This is a genomic window from Joostella sp. CR20 (assembly GCF_038433465.1).
In the GTDB taxonomy this organism is placed as follows: Bacteria; Bacteroidota; Bacteroidia; order Flavobacteriales; family Flavobacteriaceae; genus Galbibacter.
Genome location: NZ_JAESVF010000024.1, coordinates 1 through 4,710, shown reverse-complemented (window position 1 = coordinate 4,710; position 4,710 = coordinate 1). Strand labels below are relative to the sequence as shown.

The following is a 4,710-nucleotide window of genomic DNA, read 5'->3' as shown; positions in this document are numbered from 1 at the left end:
GCCTGTCATGTATTTTAGGAGTACTAATAAAGAAGGAGAAGGGGTATGGGCTAAAGTATTGCATAATACAGGGAATCAAGCTATAAAAGGAAAGTTGGAAGCCAAAGAAATAAAAGTAACCACAACTCCTACCGCCGATTTTGTTTTTGAAGATAATTATAAGATCCCTTCTTTAGAAGAAGTAGAAGATTTTATCAAGAAGAATAAACATCTTCCTGAAATAACTTCTGCGGAAGAAATGAAGAAAAACGGAGTGAACGTAGGGGATTTTCAAATAAAATTACTACAAAAAATTGAGGAGCTTACGTTGTATGTAATTGAACAAGAGAAAAGGATAAAGAAATATGAAGACCTAGAAGAAAGGGTTATTATGTTGGAAAATTTAAAATAAGGAGTAACGTATAGAATTATTGACTTATTAATTTAAAATCCGTATTTTTTGCTTTAATATACTGATATATGGAACAATTTGAAGGTAAAAATATATTAAACTTTATAAAAGAACTGCCCAATGATGCTACATGCAAGGAATATTTAGCAAAATATAAGTGGCAAGATGGCTTTGTTTGTCCAAAGTGTTGTGGCAATCGCGGATGTATGAAAAAGGATTATAAATACCATTGTTATACTTGTCATCATGTTGAAAGTGCCACTGCAAATACTTTATTTCATAAAGTTAAATTTGGTTTACAAAAAGCCTTTTGTGTTGTTTTTGAAATGACTACCAGTAGTAAAAGTTTATCAAGTACACAACTTGCAGAGCGTTATGGCGTAAGCCAAACCTCCATGTGGTTTTTCATGCAAAAGGTTCGTAAAGCAATGGAAAGCTCTAAGAAATATCCTTTGTCCGATTTGGTTCACGTAGATGAATTTACCGTTGGCGGAAAAGAGGATGGAAAACAAGGCAGAAGTTATGATAGTAAAAAAAAAAAGGCAGTAATAGCGGTAGAACTCACTAATAAGCATCAGGTTAAACGTGTTTATATAAAATCTATAGATGACTACTTTTCAAAGTCCTTGACCCCAATATTTGAAGAGCATATTTCTACCTCGGCAAAGATATTTACAGACAAATGGCGTGGCTATGAACCTTTAAAAGCAACTTATGATATCACACAGATTGAAAGTAGCAACGGAAAGAACTTTAAAAAACTTCATATCATTATTCATCAAATAAAATCATGGTTAAGAACAATACCAACCCATGTGAGCAAAGAGCATATCCAAAAGTATTTTGATGAGTTTTGCTATTGTATTAATAGGTCTCAATCAAAACAAACAATCTGGCATAACTCTATTATTAGAATGATTGATAATGAGCCTATGACGTGGAAACAAATAAAACAGAACGTAACTTAATAACTTAAATTATTAATATTTCTATCAAAAATAAATTAAATGCAATACTTCAAACATTATTATCTTATTATTTGTCTGTTTTTTTTATGTGTTATTAATGCACAGTCAACTAAGTTTTCAGATATGGAAATGATCCCACCATCTCCAACAGCCTTTAGTTTCTCAAAATATGGAGATACGCAGGTAAACGAATCTATGGGATTAATATCTCCTCAAATTCCAATAGGAACTTATGAAGCAGGAACAATATCACTTCCTATTAGTATGGATTATTCTGGAAATGGTGTTAAGGTAGATCAAGCGGCCAGTTGGACAGGAATTAATTGGAATTTAGCTGCTGGAGGTGCAATAACAAGGCAGGTTCGAGGAGAAGATGATTTAATACGTTTAGCAAAAAGTAAATTTTATTCTTGGAGTGACTTACAAGTTATGAATATTTATGGATCATCAGAAGATTATAGAGAGATAGAATCTTTTATAGAGCATAATTCTATAGATTCGGAAGTTGATATTTTTTATTTTAATTTTTTAAATTATTCTGGAAGTTTTTATTTAATAGAGAAAGACGGTAAGTTTACAGCACATGTTGAAAATTCTACAATTCCACTAAATATTGGAGTATTAGATCCAGAATATGGTAAGTATGGTTTAGAACTTTTAAAGAGAACGATAGTTATACAGACGCCCGATGGAGTTAAGTATTTTTTTGGAGGATTAAATGCTAGTGAAGATTCAAGGTCAGTTTATCCAGAATACTATTCAGATAGGCGGCATGTACAAACAGGATTTTACCTCAATAAAATACAAGGCCTTAATGGAGACGAAATGTATTTTGAATATGGAGATTATACGAGTAATTTAAAAACAGCTATTACAGAAACTTATACAAAAGTAGTCTCTCAAACAGGTAATTGTGAAGAAGCTTTAAATCTAGGAGATTCAGATATGCAAATATTAGAAACTTTAACTCATGGAAAATTTTTACAACGAATATATAACAACAGAAATACTTTTGAAGTGATTTTCTCATCAGAAGAAGCAAGTTTAAACGTTAGATATCACTATAGCAGAATTTTGAATGGAATAAAAATTAGAGATAATATAGATCCCCAAAAGAACTTAATAGACGTTGATTTTATATATTATTTCCCAAAAGATAAAAATCTTAATAATAAATTGAAAGCAGAGCGATTTTTCCTAAAAGAAGTCAATTTTAAAAGTAAAGAAGGGAATAAATCTTATAAAATGGAATATAAAGATTTAGAACTGTTGCCAAATCGTTTTTCATATGCTCAAGATCATTTGGGGTATTATAATGGCAAAAAAAATTACAGAATACTACCGAAAGTAGATGATTATGCGTTTAGAAATGTTGTTTCATTGGCGGACAGAAGCCCTGATTTTAATTATGCATCCATAGGGGCATTGAGTAAATTATATTACCCTACAAAAGGATATTCTGAATTTGAATATGAACCTCCCTTAGGAGATCAGCAGATCAAAGAATACAAGACCCATACGACACTCATGTATTATAACGACTATACAAAAACTCCTAAAAATAAAAATCCTGCAAGTTCTACTTTAGCTCCATTAATTGTTGGAGGCTCTAGTATTAGTTGTACAGAAGAACCTTATATATCAAGTCAAGAAATGACCATTGAAATAAGAGATGTATTTGCAACACAAAAACTACTTCATAGCACTATATTTCGGCTAAAAATTTATGACCAATTAACAATGAATGTTATATATGAAAAGAACTTTAGTTATAATAGTGCCAAAGATGTAGTACAGTTAAACAACCCATATTATGCACAGAGTGGTGGCGTTATTTATAGATATCCTAATAAAGAGTTTACGTTTTCATATAAAGAAGGGAAGCAATACAGTATTTCATTAGAGGTAATTCCGAGTACTACAGATCGAAATGCTGTAGTTAATGCGGGTATTCGTAGGGCTTATTATATAACGTATCCATATCCTTGTATGGTGGATGGAGCAGGAATTCGGATCAAGCGTATCCATGATGTGCCAGTCAAAGGTGAGCCGGTCATTAAAAGGTACTATTATTACAATGGTTCTGATGTTAAGCAGCCTCAATATACATATCGTTCGAAAATACGGACTTATTGCGAAAAAGGAGGATCTATTATTAATCTTGTTTTTGATGAATATGAGTTACATACATTAACATCCTCTAGTTTAAGTTCATTATATGTAAGTAATAAAGGACAACAATCCTATGGTAAAATTATTATTAGTTTGGGAGGAGATGATTTTGAATATGGGGCAGTTGAAAAGGAATTTTATGTTAAAGGAGATGCAAAACCACAAGATTATTTTATGCATCCTAATATTTATAATTTGCCACAAGTATTAGAAAATAATTCTATAGGAAATGGAATATTGAAAAGAGAGGTTTTATATAAAAGGGAAAATGATTTAGTTATACCTGTTAAAGAAATTAAAAAAGATTATAGTTTTAATAAAGTTCATTCAATCACTAATAATTTAAGAAAACTATTGTACAATAGACTTTCTGGAAATGTTGTGGATGGAGATAATTTATATTTGGGGCTTTATTTAACATCTTCATATAGGACAGATTTAAATTTTGTTCAAATTAATATTTTCAATTATGAAAATATACCAATATCAGGAGAAGATATTAATAATGACAACTTGTTATCTTTCTCAGAGTTAGATGCTCAACCTAAGGTAATTTCGCAACAAGAAGACTATAAGTATGATCAATATGTGGGAATACCGTCAAATAAAATACTACAAACAAGCAAGTCTGCTATTAAGGATGAATATTCATATTTATATCCAGAATGGACATCAAATATTATAACAGGAATATCCAACCCAATAAAAACTCAGTTATATAAGAATAAGAATGGTGTAAAGGAGTTGAAGATGACAAAAACATATCTATATTCGAGTAGCTTTGACACTTATCCATATAGGTGTTTAAGTGGTATTTTGGTTAAAAAAGGAATAGTTTCAGAAAATTTAGGAGAAATAATAATTCAATTTAATAATTATGATAGATATGGTAACCCATTGGAGGTTAAAAAAACCGATGGTCCTTCCGTAGTATATTTATGGGGGTATAGTGGTCAGTATCCTATAGCAAAGATTGAGAATGCAACCTATCAAGAAGTAGCCACAGCATTAAATACTTCGATTACAGGACTAAATGCGTATACCGAAGCAAATTTAGGAACCATAAATAGTTTACGAAGTAAGTTACCAAATGCGCAAGTAACGACTTACACGTATGACCCTTTGGTGGGTATAAGTACCATTACAGATGCAAGGGGAGTTAAAACCAGTTATGATTAT

At 31.0% G+C, this 4,710-nt stretch carries 2 protein-coding genes and 1 pseudogene; all 3 read left to right on the top strand.

From position 1 onward, the window contains the following. A pseudogene (locus JMA43_RS13855) lies at positions 1-391 on the top strand (hypothetical protein); the annotation flags it as partial. A gap of 68 nt (positions 392-459) precedes the next feature. After that, positions 460-1,359: an IS1595 family transposase gene (locus JMA43_RS13850; protein ID WP_342157308.1), complete on the top strand. Its 900-nt coding sequence runs from the start codon at positions 460-462 to the stop codon at positions 1,357-1,359. A 39-nt stretch (positions 1,360-1,398) separates the two neighbouring features. Beyond that, a partial coding sequence (locus tag JMA43_RS13845) for a hypothetical protein (protein ID WP_342157307.1) occupies positions 1,399-4,710 on the top strand: 3,312 nt, incomplete at its 3' end.